The organism is Komarekiella delphini-convector SJRDD-AB1, assembly GCF_014831675.1.
GTDB lineage: Bacteria > Cyanobacteriota > Cyanobacteriia > Cyanobacteriales > Nostocaceae > Komarekiella.
Genome location: NZ_VJXY01000028.1, coordinates 52,776 through 68,530, shown reverse-complemented (window position 1 = coordinate 68,530; position 15,755 = coordinate 52,776). Strand labels below are relative to the sequence as shown.

The following is a 15,755-nucleotide window of genomic DNA, read 5'->3' as shown; positions in this document are numbered from 1 at the left end:
AATTAAACATTCTGTTGTTTCTTTTGTAATAAGCGTTGCTTTAATCTTGACTTACCAACCTCTAACTGTTCATTTAATTCATTGCTTTGATTTGCAAAACTATTATCATCTTCTTGAGTTAAATATCGTGATATAGAACTGATTGTTGGATATTTAAATAGGTCAGTTATTACTAAGTCTGCTTTAAAAAGTTCTCGCAGTTTGCTGTAAACCTGAAGCACATTTAGCGAATGACCACCAAGGTCAAAAAAGTTATCTTGAATGCCAACTTTTTCCACTTTAAGTATCTTTTGCCAAATGTCAGCAATTGCGTGTTCCATATCATTTCGTGGCAATACGTAAGCTGTTTCTAATTCCGGGCGAAGATTATCTGGTTTGGGTAAAGCTTTGCGGTCTACCTTACCGCTAGGTGCTAGCGGTAGATTTTCTAGCATCACAAAGGCAGAAGGTAACATGTGGTCAGGTAACTTTTCTTTTAAGAAGCTACGTAATTCACTAATACTAGGAATTGCTTGTGTCTTAGCAACCACATAAGCAATTAATTGCAAATTACCTGGTTCATCCTGATGAACCACGATTACATTTTCACGTACATTCGGGTGCTGACCCAGAAATGTCTCAATTTCCCCAAGTTCAACCCGGAAGCCACGAATCTTTACTTGATGGTCAATACGTCCGAGAAATTCTATATTTCCATCAGGAAGCCATCTTCCTAAATCTCCAGTTTTATAGATTAAATCTCTACGATTTCCTGGTAAATTCTGACTAACATTTGTAAACGGATTGGGAACAAAGCTTAAATTAGTTTTTTCTTGATTTTTCCAGTATCCATCACCTACACCAATTCCTGATACACAAATTTCTCCAGGAACACCAATAGGTAATAGTTGCATTTCCCCATCCAGAATGTAGAGATTTAAGTTGGCTAATGGTGTACCAATTGGAACTGTTCGCTGATTTTCTGGCAAAGGCTTGCTAACAATAAACTGGGTAATATCATCAGCAGCTTCGGTAGGGCCATAAGCGTTAACAATTTTGATTTCAGGGTACATCTGGAGCCACCTATTTACCCAGTTTACTGATACTGGTTCCCCCACAACCATCATCCATTTTAAATCAGGTAATTCTCTGGCGTGGTTTGGTAGCTGAGAGATATATTCAAGCAAGCCGCCAAATAATGCTGGTACTAATTCAACAACTGTAATTTTTTGCGATTTTAGTACCTTAAATAGTTTATCAGGAATAGCAACGGTTTCTATATCTACAATTACTGTTTTTCCACCTATTAAAAGTGGTGCTAAAAATTGCCATACAGAAATATCCGTTGAAGAAGGAGCGCTTTGGAGAAAACAAAATTCCTGTGTTAAATCCAACTCATCAAATTGAGCATAAATATGATTAATTGCACCATCATGCCTGACAATTGCCCCCTTTGGTAGTCCTGTAGACCCGGAAGTATAAAGCATATAAGCTGGGTCAACAGCATCATTAATATGTTCTAAATTCTCATTAGGCAACTGCTCAAAATCAAATTGGCTATATATTTTTAATCCCGTTTGTTTAGCAAGCAGGGTATTTTGATTAATAATGCTATCTAAACAAATAATAGATGATAATTGTGAACAACCTTCTACCAAATCGGATAAAACATTAAATAGGGATAAATCTGTTAATATAAATCTAACTTCGCTGTTAGCCAGCATGTATTTAATTCGATTTGGTGGGTAAGTACTATCAATAGGTACGTATGCTCCACCTGCCTTGTATATAGCAAGAATAGCAATAAGAAAATTGATATCACGGTCTTTAAAAATGCCGATAAATTCACCTTTAGCGACTCCTAATTCTCGCAAGATTCCAGCTAAATGATTAGCTTTTTGATTGAGTTCATGATACGTTAATTTGGTTTGTTGATGAATGACAGCGATATTATTTGGAGTTTGAGATACTTGCTTCTCAAATAAGCTATTTATTGTTTGTTCAACTGGATAAGTTTTAATATTATTATTAAACTGTGTTAATAACTGTTGTTTATCAAAATCTTTCAAGAAAACAGCATCTAATATTTTAATATTGATGTTATTTATAAGATTTTCAATAACATTAGTATAATATCTAGCCATTAACTTTATATTTTCATCTTGAAATAAATCTGGTTTATAGTCTATATCAGCACTAATATTTTCACCGTTAACTGTAAAAGAAATTGTTATGTCATTATTGAGTTGATTTAAATTACTTTTGAGATGAATATTTTCTAAACAAACTACTATGTCAAAAATTGGATGACGATTATGACTTGTTGGTAACTTTAATAAATCAACTAGTTCATCAAAATTGTAGTTTAGATGGGTGTAAGCTGCGATCGCAGCATCTTTGACTTGAAAAAGAAAATCTTTGAATGAAAGTTGAGGTATGACTTGAGTACGCAAAGGAATAACTTTGGTATTTACGCAATCTATACCAATTTTTTCATCTACTGGTATACCAATAATAACATCATTATTTCTAGTATATTTTTGTAGTAATATATTCAATGCAGATACAAGTATCAAGTAAATTGAAAAATCAGAGCCTTTAGCTAGCTTAATGATTGCTTGAGATAAATCATTTGATAAATCAAAGTTAAAAGATTTTTTTTCATCACTAGATAACAAAGGTCTTACACAGTCAAGCATCAGATTTGTTTCTGGTAATTCTCCCGATAGTTTATTTATCCAGTAAATTTTCTCAGAGAATGAATGATTCGATAGATGTATACTCATATTTCTCCTTGTAACCAATTACTTGCCGAGTTATCCTATTATGCCAATCTACTTTGATATGCAATCATTAAAAGCTTCTTTGATAATTGAGCATCCTTTTTCTAAAGTGACCAGATCAATTATTAAAGGCGGCAAAATTTTAATAACAGTATCATTTCTACCTGCTCGTTCAACTATTAACCCCAGTTCAAAACAACGGGAGGTGATATTTTTAGCTAAACTGCTACCGCCAAAGTTTTTCATATCAATCCCCCAAATCATCCCAATTCCACGGATTGCTATTTTTTCACTAATTGGCAATATTTGTTGAGTTAGAAAATTTTTCAGGAAAAGCTCTTTAGCTTTAACATCTTGTTCAAAATTACAACTTTCTCTATACTCTAAAGCAGCTGTGGCTCCTACAAATGCCAATTGATTACCCCTAAAAGTACCATTATGTTCGCCTGGTTCCCATACATCCAACTCTGGCTTAATCAATAATAGTGACATGGGAAACCCATATCCGCTAATAGATTTAGAGAGGACTACCATATCGGGAACAATATCTGCTCTTTCAAAAGAAAAGAAAGGCCCTGTTCGACCACAGCCGACTTGAATATCATCACAGATTAATAAAATATCATTCTCGTCACATAAATTTTTTAGTCTTTGCATCCACTCAATAGGAGCTACAACAACTCCACCTTCAGCTTGCACTGTTTCAAAAATTATTGCTGCTGGTTTTTCAATTCCAGAATTTATATCATTTAAAACTGATTTTATATATTGTATTGTGTCAAAGCTTTCCATAAATCCATAGGGATAAGGCATAAATGTGACATTATTTGATGTGCCAATTGTCCCTGCTCGAATTCCGACATTACCACTAATTGAAAGGCTACCCAAAGTCATGCCGTGATATGCTCCCATGAAGGAGAATATACCTGATCTTTGTTTGACTTTTCTGGCTAACTTTAAAGCTGCTTCAACTGCATTTGTTCCTGTTGGCCCGCAAAACTGAACACGATAATCTAGTTTTCTTGAACTTAGTACTACCTCATCAAACTTGGCTAAAAACTTCTCTTTAGCTGAAGTATACATATCCAAACCGTGTGCAATTCCATCGGCGTCTAAATATGACATAACTTTTTGTTTTATATAGTCATGGTTATGTCCATAATTTAAAGCACCTGCTCCTGCAAAAAAATCAATATATTCTTTACCTGAGTCAGAATAAATTATAGAACCTTTAGCTCTATGAAATATATCAGGAAAATTACGGCAATAGCTTCTAACATTGGATTCACACTTTTCAAATATATTCATAAGATGCTTTTGTTTGAATTACAAACTGATTATTTCCACTGCATAATTTTTAAGAAACATAATTTAGATAAGACTTATAGAATTTAAAAATAATCTGTGGAGGTACTTTTAACACTAAACCCATAGCTAATAAAAAGTTATAGTATAAATTTTGAATTGGCATACCTTTTCTAATAGCTGCTATGGCATTCAATGAACTTTTCTGAGTATGCCAATCGATATTAAAAGAAATAGACATATCTAAACTCCGAACATGATGCAGCGTTCCGGGAGGCATATATACAATATCCCCAGGATTTACAATAAATTTAATCGGTTTGGCATTTTTGTATTCAGGATATTTCTTTAAGTCTGGGTTTTCTGGATTAACAAGAAACCATCGCCAGCCTTGGCGATAACAATATTTAGCATCTTCATGCAGTAATATAGTGAATTGTTTTCTTCCGACAACTTGAAAAAAAATATTGTTAGTCAAAAGGCAATCAAAATGTAGTGGTGTAATACTATTAGAAGAACCTAAGAAAAACTGGCAATAACGCCACCACTTGTGCCAATACCATGCAGGCAAATAATCGTAAGGAAATGGTTGAGCATCTTCTATTAAAGAAGGTATCAAGCTAAATAAAGGTAGGTCATGGCAATATGGCGGTCGAGCATAATTCTGAGGATCTTGTTCATAATTTTCTATTAGTTCTATATATCTTTCCATTGTGAGACTACATATCTCGATTCCTTTCTCACTAAATTTCTTTGCGTAAATATTTAGGGAAGGGGATAAATCTTTGAAGCGTTTTAAAGACCATTTATCAAAACCATTCCAGCTTGGAATTACTCCAGAAATTATGACTGGTTTTCCTAATTCAACATAATCTTTCTTAAATTCATCACTTGAGAGTTTATATCTTCTTTCTATTGCAGATGAAACAATCATAGTTTTATCCTTTCAAAACTTGTCAACTCTTATAAAAATGATCAATATTTTTAATAATTGGCGTTTAAGTCCTCTACTAATCCCCTCACTAAGCCATCATTTTCATGAGATTAAGTTAGTCTACTATTCACTTACTTACAACATTGGAGCTAATTCCAAATCAAATGATGCTAATTTTTCTAAAGCTATTGATATTTGCTGTTGCTGTGGTGTCAAAAATGATAAGTCCTTAATTTGAACATAAGGATTAATCATTATTTCTTGTAACAGGATTTGAAAATCTCTAATTATTCCAGTAATTGTCGCAATATCAAATCTCCGAGAATCATACGAAATTGCCACGATGATTTCGGCTTCTGGATATATAACTAAATTCAAGGGGTAGTTATTTCTATAATAAGTTCCTGTCTGTTTAAACTTTATATTTCCTTGCCAGTTGTGCACAAATTGACTGACTGGGAGGTTCTCAACTACAACAATAGTTTCAAACATAGGTAAATTTCGAGGTACTTCACTCCAACCTTGAATTTGTGTCAGGGGAGTATATTCATGGTGACGCGCTTCTACTAATTGAGTCTGAAAATCTTGTAACCATGACAACAATTGTTGCTCAGGATTCAACTTGACATTAATTGGTAAGGTATTTATAAACATACCAACTATTGAATCTACTTCGGCTAAATCAACTGGTCTTCCTGTAACAGTACATCCATAGATTATATTGTTCCGACAAGTGTAACGACCTAAGAGAATAGACCAGATTCCATGAACTAATGTGGCAAGAGTAAGACGATTTTTTGTTGCAAAAGATAACAGGGATTTAGTAGTTGCTTCTGATAGTTTAATTCTTTCTTCATCGTACCTTTCTTCTAGATTAGATAATTGATTATTTTCTATATAAGTTAGAGGTGTTGGTGCTTTGACTCCTTGTAAGGCTTGACGCCAAAAATTTTCGGTTTTAGCTATATTCTGTTGCTGTAACCAGTCGATATAATTCCTAAAAGGACGTGCTGGCGGTAAGGATACTTCTTTGCATTCACAAAGTGCTTCGTAAATTTGTAAGCATTCTTCTAAGATGATTGGGCCAGACCATCCGTCTGTAGTTATATGGTGATTGCTCCAAATAAATTCATAGCGTTCATCAGCAAAACGAATTAAAGTTAAACGCATTAAACATGGTTGAGAAAAGTCAAAACATAATTTGCGATCGCTCTCTAGAAATGATTTGAATCGCTCTTGTTGTTCTGCTTCTTCAAGACCCCGCCAATCGTATTTATTTAAGGTAATTTTTACTTTTTTATAGACAACTTGTAACGGATTATCAATGTCTTCCCAATAAAATCCTGTCCGCAAAACTGTATGTCTATCTACAACTTGCTGCCATGCTTGTTCAAAAGCTTCTACATTTGGATTACCATACAAAGTTAAGGTATGGTGAAAAAAGTATAATGCTGATTCACTTGCATACAAACAGTGAAATAGCATCCCCTTTTGTACAGGTGTAAGTTCATAGATATCCTCAACATTTTCTACTTTCATTGTGCTTTTTTCTCACTTGCGCGGTTAATTTTTGCCAGAAATTTATCTAGATCTTGTTGGCTCAAGTTAGCTCTGGGAAAGTCAGAAGGTGTATATCTTTCTGTTTCCTTTTGATCAGGGAACCGATTCTGAATAGATGTTAGATATTTTTCTTCAGTGATTAAACTATTTTCAGTCTGGTTAGTTTCAGCTACACATGCTACTGTTGCTAATTCGGCAATAGTCTGATGCAGAAACATTTGTTGAGAAGTTAGCTTCAAACCTAATTGGTTAGCTTTGGCAACAATTTGAATTGTAATAATTGAATCTCCTGCTAATTCAAAAAAATTGTCATGAATCCCAACTTTTTCAATTCCCAAAAATTGTTGCCAAATGTCAGCAAGGGTCTGCTCGATTTCGTTACGAGGAGCAATATAAGCATTTGCCAAGTTTGGACGTGGATGACTAAGCTTGGAAAGATTACTTTGTGATGTCTCTGATAAAAGCGCTAATTCTTGTTCTACATAATTGAAAGAATTGTTCTGATCAATTACCGTTTGCAAATCTTGGGGGGAGACAACAACATGGGGCAAGCTACTTAGCAAAATGCGATTAAAAGCTTCAGCACCTTCTTGAGGTAATATTCCTTTTTTGATATCCTCTTCACGTTGGAGTTTTAATTGTTCTGGTAGTATTGTTTCCACTGCCATCCCTACCTCTTGCCAAGTACCCCAGTTGATAGCAACTGTAAATTGGTCAGATTTAGAAGTACGAGCATGTGCATAAACATCCAGAAATGCATTAGCTGCACAATAATCAACCTGTCCAAACTCACTCAATATAGAACTTTGCGATGAACAAAGTACTAAAAAATCTAAATTAATCTTTTGTAAGTTTAAAATCTCCTCTAATACTAATGTGCCCTTAACTTTTGGTGCTAATACGTTGTTTGCTATATCCTGTGTTTTTAGTTGAACAATACCACCGCCGGCAATACCAGCTGCATGGATGACACCATTTATTTGACCAAATTTTTCTAAAGCTTCAGCAATGGCTACCTGCATTTCTTTGTAGCTAGCTACATCGGCACTTTTAACCTCAACCTCTGACCCCAACTTTTCAAGCGCTAGTATTTTTTGGATCTTGCGGCTAACATTATCTTGACTATCATGAGTTTCTAGCCATTGCTGCCACTGCGATCGCTTAGGTAATCCCTTTCTTCCAATTAAAATTAACTTAGCTTGTACTGTCTTCGCTAAATATTCCGCCAGCACCAAACCTATACCACCAAGTCCACCAGTAATTAAGTAAACTCCTCTTTGCTTTAACTTAGTTTTACCTGGGGTGCTTTCATCCAGACGGATAGTTTCAAAGGTTTGAATCCAGCGATGATATCCACGGTAAGCAACTATATTATCAGTTTGCTGTGTTGTCAATTCAGTAATCAGATAGTCAATAAACTTTTGTGTTGGTGAGATGTTAGAAGCAGGAATTACTACATCAATGAGACAGGAATTAATATTGGGATATTCCTTGGGAATTATCTTACATGGCCCTAAAATTGTTGCCTTCTCAGGGCATAAACTTTCATCGCCGATGACATGATATAGATTATTAGTTACAACCCTCAACTTTAGGGAATTGCTAATATTTTGCCTGCCTAATGCCTGGGTTAAATACAATAAACTCCAAAAGCCGAGAGCCTGACAATTTTCAAAAAACTGATGTAATAATTGCTTTTGTTGTTTTAACTCATTGCCAGGTAACGTATCATTGGGCGTAATGCTCCAAAAGTGAGCTAATGCATTTGGAATCAAACTCTCTTTTTGGAGTTCTTGAAGCAACGCATCGTAGTCATCACTTTGCCAAGGATTAATAGTATATGTATATTCGTTTAGCTTAGTAAATTTATCTGCAACTCTAACTGTAACAACATTAGAGCTTTGCTGTTTGAGCTGTTTTGCAACTTCGCTTCCAACTCCATATTCATCAATAAAAATTAACCAGCAAGTGTTTTGCTCAGTTGCTAATTCCTGACCTTGGAAAAACTCAAGTGGTGTAGATTGTTTCCAAATTGGCATATAAAACCAATCTGCAATATCTGGCTTTTTACCTAATGATTTTTGCCATGCCTCTGATAACGCATCAGGGTTAGCCTCAATCCAGTAGCGTTGACGCTCAAAAGGATAGGTAGGCAAAGGAATATGTCTGCGTTGCTCTTTTGCATAAAAGCCTGCCCAGTTTATTTGCAATCCTGATAGCCAAAGCCGAGAGAGAGTATTGAGCAAAAATGCTACATCAGAAATTTGCTCTTGGGGATGTCGCAACGAAGTTAGAACTATAGCTTGGGAAGCCAACTGTCGTTTGGCTAAGGTAGTTAATGTTCGTCCCGGCCCAACTTCCAATAATATTCGTGGCTGTTGCAGTTCAGCGATTCCCTCGTTAAATAATACGGGTTGTCGTAGATGTCTAGCCCAGTAGTTAGGAGAAGTCGCCTGCTCTGAGGTTATCCAAGTTCCCGTAACGTTGGAAACAAAAGGAATTTGAGGTGATTTTAGATCGACTTCTTTAAGATGTCGTACAAATGGTTCTAAAATCGGCTCCATCATTTGGGAATGAAAAGCATGAGATGTATGCAAGCGGCGACAATCAACACCTTGCTCTGTCAAACGATTTTGTAATACTTCTATCGCATGAGTAGCACCAGAAACCACACAAAGAGATGGGGCATTGCTAGCTGCTAAAGAAAGTTCTGAACCCAACAGAGGTTGTATTTCTTTGGCAGAGAGAGAAACAGAAAGCATCGACCCTGGTTCGACTTGTTGCATCAGTCGTCCGCGAATTACTACTAAAGTCAATGCCTCTTCTAAAGAAAAGACACCTGAAATACAAGCGGCTACATACTCGCCAATGCTGTGACCAATCATCGCTTGCGGATGCACACCCCACGCCATCCAAAGTTTAGCAAGGGCATATTCAATTACAAATAGCGCGACTTGCGTTAAGGAAGTTTGTTTAAGTTGTTCTTGTGTAGTTTCTACTATCGAGGGATAAAGTATATCTCTGAGGTCTAATTTTAAATATGGTTTGAGTAACTCACAGCATTCATCAACTTGTTGCCGAAAAATTGGTTCTATTTTATATAATTCCCGTCCCATGTTTACATACTGTGCTCCTTGACCGGGAAACATAAACACAATTGAATGGTTACGGGTTTCTGAGAGATTACTCAAAACTCCTTGTTTGTTTGGCGCTGTTAGTATCTTGATAGCATCTTGAATATTCTGACACAGCAACACTCGACGATGGCTAAAATTTCGGCGACCAACTTGTAAAGTATGAGCTACATCAGCAAGATTAGTGTCAGGATGCTCTGCTAAATAATTAGCAAGGTTAGTTGTCGCAGACTCTAAAGCCGTTTGAGTTTTTGCAGAGATTACTAATAATTGCCAAGGGCGAGAAATACTTTCTTTGGGTGTAACAACTGGAGCTTCTTCTAAAATTACATGAGCATTAGTACCCCCAATCCCAAAAGAACTTACTCCTGCACGTCTAGGATGTTTACCTGTTTTCCATTCAGAAAGTTTGTTGTTGACATAAAAGGGACTGTTGGCAAAATCAATTTGAGGATTTGGTTGCTCAAAGTGCAGGCTAGGGGGAATTTGTTTGTGTTTAAGAGCTAAGACTGTTTTAATTAAACCTGCAACACCAGCAGCAGCATCTAAGTGCCCAATATTTGTTTTTAAGGAACCAATTGCACAGAAGCCTTGCTTTTTTGTACTGCTTTGGAATGCTTGAGTTAGTGCAGCGATTTCAATCGGATCTCCTAAAGATGTACCCGTTCCGTGAGTTTCAATATAAGTTATTGTTTCTGGTTCTAACTCTGCAATAACTTGAGCCGTTTTGATAACTTTTGCTTGACCTTCTATCCGCGGTGCTGTGTAACTAACTTTGTTGGAACCATCATTATTAATAGCCGAACCTTTAATAACAGCATGTATAAAATCTCTATCATTTAAAGTATCTTCTAATCTTTTTAAAACAACGATTCCTACGCCTTCTCCACACACAGTACCTCGCGCATTAGCATCAAAGGCACGGCAATGTCCATCAGGAGAATTAATACCTCCTTCTTGATAAAGATAGCCAGCTTTTCTTGACGCGCTCATAGAAACACCGCCAACTAAAGCAATATCACATTCACCGTTTAGTAAACTTTGGCAGGCTAAATGTACAGCTACTAATGAGGTTGAGCAAGCTGTTTGAACTGTATAGCTAGGCCCGGTTAAGTTAAGTTTGTAAGAAGTACGTGTAGCAAGGTAATCTTTATCGCCAGCGATCGCTACTTGCCGTTCGTCTACTGAGTTTCTAATATTTTGATTAAAATAAATGTTTAATAAGTAACCGCTTAGGTTAGAACCAGCAAAAACACCTATAGAACCATTATAGGTTTCGGAATCATACCCTGCTTTTTCTAGCGCTTCCCAAGCACACTCTAAAAAAATCCGGTGTTGCGGGTCGGTCATTTCTGCATCTCTGGGATTAAAACCAAAAAAGTTAGCATCAAAAAGTTCTGCATCTTTTATTACAGCATTAGCTTTCACATAATTTGGTTTGCTTAGAAGTTCTGCATCTACTCCTGCTTCCAGTAGTTCTTCATCACTGAAAAAAGATACTGATTCTATGCCATTTTTGAGATTATGCCAAAATTCATCAACATTATTAGCCCCAGGAAATTTTCCTGCTAATCCAATAATTGCTATTTCTGAACCGTTAGTAGGATATGTACCAGTTGGAATATTCATTATTTATTAATTCCTTAATTATTTTCAACTGATTTCATTTTTTGTAAGCGTTTTCTTTGTTGCGCTTTACCAGCTGAAATTTTCTCTGTTTGAGTATCATTGTCCTGTAACAATGCTGTTGCATTTGGAGATGTTAAATACTCTGCTAAAGAATTGATGGTAGGGTATCTAAATAAATCAAGGGTTGATAGTTCTGCTTTTAATATTTCCTGCAATTGGCTGTGAACTGTAACCAAAAGTAATGAATGACCGCCAATTTCAAAGAAATTATCGTGAATACCTATCTTTTCAAGATTTAAAGCTTTTTGCCAAACCGAGGCTATTGTCTTTTCAATCTCAGTTTGCGGCACTACATAAGCAACTTCTAATTCTGGGCGCACATCGGGCATTGGCAATGCTTGACGATCTACTTTGCCATTAGAAGTTAATGGTAATGCTTCTAATATCATAAAGGCATTTGGTAGCATATAGTCAAGCAATTTGTTTTGCAAGAAGCGGCGCAGTTCAGGAATCGTTAATGTTTTGTTTGGGTGGAGAGTTATGTAAGCTATTAAATTTTGATTTCCAGATTTATCCTCCCGAAGGATAACTACACTTGTCAATATTGATGGATGTTGATTAATAACCGCTTCAATTTCTCCTAGTTCAACACGAAAACCTCGTATTTTAACTTGGTTGTCAATGCGACCTATATACTCAATATCTCCACTCGCTAAAAAGCGAACTAAATCACCAGTTTTGTAAAGGCGATCGCCTGCTTTTTTACTAAAAGGATTGGGGATAAACTTCAGCGCTGTTAATTCAGGTTGATTTAGATAACCCCTAGCTAATCCAAGTCCGCCAATGTGCAATTCACCTACTACTCCCATCGGTACTGGTTGCAAATATTGGTCTAAAATGTACAACTCGGTATTAGCGATCGGCTTACCAATGGGTATAGATCCTGTTGAATGTTTCCCGACTGGAATCTGATAAACACAACAGCCTACCACTGTCTCTGTAGGGCCGTATTCGTTTACTAATATCGTATCTGGAGCTACATCTTGCCAGAAAGTTATACTTTGGGCTAATAAATTTTCTCCACCAATAATAAAAGCTCTAGTTTTATTTGCAATCTCTTCTTGGGATAACTGTTGTTTAAGCAAATCCAAGTGAGCGGGGGTAATTTTCACCAAACTTAAATTCGAGCTTTTACTTAAAGCTTGAGAAAGGGTTTCAATGCCTTGTTCTTCTGATAGTAATTCTATTGTACGACCAACTAATAAAGGTGAAAAAAGACTAGTGATTGTTAAATCAAAACCCAAAGGTGAATGAACTAAAGTTCCTACTCCTTGCTCTACTGGATATATTTGAGTACACCAACTTAAGTAATTAACTAATCCTTGATGAGGAATTAGAGTTCCTTTGGGTTTACCAGTGGAACCGGAGGTGTAAATAACATAGGCTAGATTTAACTCGGTTGTTGTAGTAATTGGATTTTCAATTTCTTGTTGGTTTATAGTTTGCCAATCACTATCTATACAAATTACTTTAATTCCATTTGTAGCTAAATCTGCAATTAAATGCTGTTGAGTCAGCAGCACTGGCATTTGAGAGTCGTTTAATATAAAAGCTTTTCTTTCTAAGGGATAGCTAGGGTCAATTGGTATGTATGCACCACCAGCTTTTAAGATACCTAAAAGTCCTATCAACATTAAAGGCGAACGCTCGACACAAAGTCCCACCATTACATCCGGTTTCACACCAAATTGTTGTAAGTAATGAGCTAGCTGGTTAGCACGGGTGTTTACTTCTTGGTAGGTAAATTGCTGATTTTTATAAATAATAGCAATGTTGTCTGGCGTGCGATCGCACCGCTGTTCAAACCAATGTTGGATGCACTTGTATTGTAGCTCTGCCGTTTTAGTATTGTTGAATGCAACTAAAAGTTCTTCTCGCTCTTGTTCACTGAAGATATCCAATTGTGATATCGCTAGATAAGGATTATTAATAACACTAACTAACAGCATTTGCCACTGATTCACCAAACGTTGAATATCTTCTTTACAGAAAAATTTGGCATCATAATGAAATTCTAATTTGACTAATTTATTTGGTGTATGAGTACAAGAAAGCTTTACTTTAAATCGGTCATAGCAGACATAACATTGATAAATTGAAAATACTACTTGAGGAGCATAATAACTAGTTACCGTTTTCTCAAAATCAAAACAAAATGGTAAAAATGACTGTTCTATATCATCTGTATTTGTGTTAAATAATGTATCCCAATTAAAACTATCCTGCCATTCAAGTATTTCATCTGTTAAGTTGTTAACCTGTATCAAGGTATTACTGAATGTATCATTTTCTTGCAAATGGCAAGCAAGCGGTAAATATTTGGCAAATAAACCTAGTGCTGCTTTTAATTCTTCGTAATTGCGACCATCACAGCCTAGACCTATAATTAAGTTTGATTGTCCAGTTAAACGCCAAAGTAGAATTTGCCAGCAAGTAAGGAAAAATATATTAATCGAGATTTCATATTTTTTAACAAGTTCTTCAATCTTAACAAGTAAATCACTGTGAATCACTAACTTAATCAATTGAGGATTAAATTCCGATGTTTCAGAAAGACGATTTTCAAAAGGAAGTTTTAAGCTATCCAAAGCCGAAAAATCTACTTGTTGCCAATACTTCTTCTTTGTTGTAATTTCTTCTGCTTCAAGTAATTCATTTTGCCATGTAGCGACATCAGCATATTGTAGTGGTTCTTCGTCGCTTAGTTCTACATTCTGCAAGCAGGCAGTGTAATACTGACTAATTTCATTAACTATATTTTTTAATGTTTGATAATCTGCACAGAGAGAGGATAAACTAATAAATAAAACGTATTTGATTGATGAACATTTTACCAACTCTACCTTAAATAATTGGTTTTCTTGACATTTTACGGATTGTTCTTTAATTGTCTCGAAAAGTTCTTCTATTTCTTCCAGTTGAGAAGATTGATTTTTTAAAATATGTTCATTCAAAATAACATTAATATCAGAATCTATAACCTGAACAGGTATTTTTAAACCACGCGGTCGATGAAAAGTTGTGCGAAGAATCTCATTTTTAGTAATAACTTTCTGTAACGCTTCTTTTAATATATCTAATTCTATATTTCCTTCAATAAAAATAGCACATTGATTCCGATATACATTACTACCTTGCTGTACTAACCAAAGGTGCTTTTGTTGAGGTGATAATGGAAAACCTTGAGTTTTTGCTTGCATTTTTCTTGTTCAATCCCATTTCAAATTGAGTCAAATTTTTTTTAACTGTTCTGTTTCAATGAATAGTTCCAAAAACGGTTAATATTGACAGATGCAGTGAGTTTAATAAAATAATTAACTATCTCAAGTTTGACTAAAACTTATCAGTTCGCTCATCGCAACAAAAAGCTTGCGTTCTCCCAGATATGGATTGCGTCCATGAGCGGTTAACACGTTGTCCAGTAATAATATGTCTCCTTGTTGCCAAGGAAAACATACTTCTAACCTCTGGTATACCTCACAGATATCAACCATTGTAGAGTCTTCAATAGGAGTACCATCTCCATAAAAGCAATTTCGTGGCAAATCTTCTTTTTTAAAAGATGACAGTAATGACTCACGAGTTTGTGTATCTAAACAAGCTAAATGCCAATGCTGTGCTTGATTAAACCAAGAAATTTCACCTGTCTGAGGATGCTTGATTACCGCTGGGCGAATAGAAATAGTTCTCAATCCACCATCATTTTTCCATTCAAAATCAATGAAATTATTTTGACAAAACTTTTCTACATCTGCTCTATTTTGAGTTTGAAAAACTGTTTGCCAGTCAAGCCCTAATCCATTTCCATAGTTACGAACATACATAACTTGTTTTTCAACAAATTGTTCCCTTACCTTGGGTTCTATGAATTGAAACACCTTACGACTATCAACTATTGGGGTTTCTCCACCTTGTTGTGCAGGTTGACTACAGCCGAATAAAATTTTCACAGGCCATCGATAATTAAAAGAATTCTCGTTATGCCACAGTAACTTGCTATCCGCAGGATAAAAAACTGGAGTATAAACTTTACCGCTTACTGTTTCGCGGTTATGTTCACCATTTTCATTAAATAATTCTGAACAAACCGCTAAACCAAATCTTTCAAATGCGGCTGCTGTGGTAATATTAAATCCTTTGAAAAGTATAGCACCATGTTTAATTAAATTTGTATTTACAAATTCTCGATTTGCCTCCGCCCAATCTGCAATATCAACATCTGATACGGATGGTTTGATAATTAACGGTAGGGTTTGCTCATCTCCAAACTTATCTAGTTTGATTAGTTCGGTTTCTAAATGGATGGATTTTCTCCCACCTTTGTGGAATTTTTGCTGTAAATTAAAATTACTTGTTTTTGTTGGTTTCATT

7 protein-coding genes are annotated in these 15,755 nt (G+C 35.6%); all 7 read right to left on the bottom strand.

Annotated features, from left to right (window positions below; all coding sequences use genetic code 11):
- Positions 1-2 precede the first annotated feature (2 nt).
- The 7 genes from FNW02_RS22795 to FNW02_RS22765 all read right to left on the bottom strand — a co-directional run bounded on the left by FNW02_RS22795 (position 3) and on the right by FNW02_RS22765 (position 15,754).
- Positions 3-2,765, bottom strand: coding sequence for a non-ribosomal peptide synthetase (locus FNW02_RS22795; protein ID WP_191759774.1), 2,763 nt, complete (start codon positions 2,763-2,765; stop codon positions 3-5).
- Between the two features lie 48 nt (positions 2,766-2,813).
- Positions 2,814-4,070, bottom strand: a complete 1,257-nt coding sequence (gene ectB / locus FNW02_RS22790; RefSeq protein WP_191759773.1) for a diaminobutyrate--2-oxoglutarate transaminase — start codon at positions 4,068-4,070, stop codon at positions 2,814-2,816.
- Positions 4,071-4,119: 49 nt separating this feature from the next.
- On the bottom strand, positions 4,120-5,001 hold the full coding sequence (locus tag FNW02_RS22785; protein ID WP_191759772.1) for a cupin-like domain-containing protein: 882 nt from the start codon (positions 4,999-5,001) through the stop codon (positions 4,120-4,122).
- Between the two features lie 135 nt (positions 5,002-5,136).
- Entirely contained in the window at positions 5,137-6,540 is a 1,404-nt protein-coding gene (locus FNW02_RS22780; protein ID WP_191759771.1) for a condensation domain-containing protein, read from the bottom strand.
- Complete coding sequence (locus FNW02_RS22775; protein WP_191759770.1) at positions 6,537-11,324, bottom strand: type I polyketide synthase; 4,788 nt, start codon at positions 11,322-11,324, stop codon at positions 6,537-6,539. Before FNW02_RS22775 ends, FNW02_RS22780 begins: the two co-directional genes overlap by 4 nt.
- A gap of 14 nt (positions 11,325-11,338) precedes the next feature.
- Positions 11,339-14,584, bottom strand: a complete 3,246-nt coding sequence (locus tag FNW02_RS22770) for a non-ribosomal peptide synthetase (RefSeq protein WP_191759769.1) — start codon at positions 14,582-14,584, stop codon at positions 11,339-11,341.
- A 123-nt stretch (positions 14,585-14,707) separates the two neighbouring features.
- Positions 14,708-15,754, bottom strand: coding sequence for a TauD/TfdA family dioxygenase (locus FNW02_RS22765; RefSeq protein ID WP_191759768.1), 1,047 nt, complete (start codon positions 15,752-15,754; stop codon positions 14,708-14,710).
- Position 15,755: the final 1 nt, after the last annotated feature.

Excerpts from the sequence above, each read along its gene's own strand:
- FNW02_RS22795 (WP_191759774.1), bottom strand. The coding sequence starts at position 2,765 with ATGAGTATACATCTATCGAATCATTCATTCTCTGAGAAAATTTACTGG.
- ectB (WP_191759773.1), bottom strand. The coding sequence starts at position 4,070 with ATGAATATATTTGAAAAGTGTGAATCCAATGTTAGAAGCTATTGCCGT.
- FNW02_RS22785 (WP_191759772.1), bottom strand. The coding sequence starts at position 5,001 with ATGATTGTTTCATCTGCAATAGAAAGAAGATATAAACTCTCAAGTGAT.
- FNW02_RS22780 (WP_191759771.1), bottom strand. The coding sequence starts at position 6,540 with ATGAAAGTAGAAAATGTTGAGGATATCTATGAACTTACACCTGTACAA.
- FNW02_RS22775 (WP_191759770.1), bottom strand. The coding sequence starts at position 11,324 with ATGAATATTCCAACTGGTACATATCCTACTAACGGTTCAGAAATAGCA.
- FNW02_RS22770 (WP_191759769.1), bottom strand. The coding sequence starts at position 14,584 with ATGCAAGCAAAAACTCAAGGTTTTCCATTATCACCTCAACAAAAGCAC.
- FNW02_RS22765 (WP_191759768.1), bottom strand. The coding sequence starts at position 15,754 with ATGAAACCAACAAAAACAAGTAATTTTAATTTACAGCAAAAATTCCAC.